The sequence below is a fragment of the Moorena sp. SIO4A1 genome (assembly GCF_010672065.1).
Lineage (GTDB): Bacteria > Cyanobacteriota > Cyanobacteriia > Cyanobacteriales > Coleofasciculaceae > Moorena.
Genome location: NZ_JAAHHX010000974.1, coordinates 1 through 1,123, shown reverse-complemented (window position 1 = coordinate 1,123; position 1,123 = coordinate 1). Strand labels below are relative to the sequence as shown.

1 pseudogene is annotated in these 1,123 nt (G+C 44.2%); it reads left to right on the top strand.

The annotated features are described in order from the left end of the window. Positions 1-330: 330 nt before the first annotated feature. A pseudogene (locus tag F6K53_RS44555) lies at positions 331-1,123 on the top strand (reverse transcriptase N-terminal domain-containing protein); the annotation flags it as partial.

Sequence of the window (1,123 nt, the reverse complement as noted above, 5' to 3'; positions counted from 1 at the left end):
CACGAGAATCATCGTTACCCAGATGTAGCGTAATAAGGCTGATACGCTGCTAGAGACAAAAGTCTATGGAATAAATAAAGGATTATGAGGTTAGTCCATCTCATAATGATTTCCCAAATTCCCGGTGAATAGTACCACCCTAAAAGTCCAAAGAATGGTTATCAGGAACGAAGTAACTCCATAGGTGCTCTTAGAGAGGTCGGTCTCTAAGTAGGTAGTTAGCCGCATGGCCTATGTGAGAAAGATTGAGTCAGAAGCTAAGGTCTAGGGTAATGCCTAGGATACGCTAACAGACTCACGTTGTAGGAAAAGGTAAAGCTATGAGTAGTAATGAAAACGTCTAAAACTCGGGGGTTCGCCCCACAGTCGGAATGGAAAACAGTCAACTGGCGAAAGCTAGAACAGATTGTTTTTAAGTTACAAAAACGGATTTACCAAGCCTCTCAGCGGGGTAACGTGAGCGTGGTAAGAAAGCTACAAAAGACTCTGATGAAGTCCTGGGCAGCAAAGATGATTGCGGTCAGGAAGGTAACCCAGCAAAACAAGGGCAAAAAGACTGCCGGAATAGACGGCCAGAAAGCTTTAACCAATAAGCAGAGGCTCGCCTTAGTAGTCAACCTAAAACCCTACAAGAAGCCACAACCAACTAGAAGGGTATGGATTCCAAAACCTGGACGGAAGGAAAAACGGCCTCTCGGAATACCAACCATATACGACCGAGCACTCCAAGCTCTAGCCAAACAAGCCCTTGAACCGGAATGGGAGGCAAAATTTGAACCGAATTCATACGGATTCAGACCAGGACGGTCATGCCACGATGCCATCGAAGCAATATTCAAAGGTATCAGCAAAAACCCCAAATGGGTGTTAGATGCTGACATAACCAAGTGCTTTGATAAAATTAATCACGATGCCCTTCTAACAAAATTAAATACCTATCCATCCATGAAACGATTAATCAAACAATGGTTAAAAGCAGGCGTGATGGATAAAAGTACATTCTCCCCTACAAATGAGGGTACCCCTCAAGGTGGAATTATCTCTCCACTAAAGCGCGAATATAGCCCTCCACGGAATGGAAAACCGGATAAAAGAGTACGCCGAAAGTCTACCCGGAAGTAAA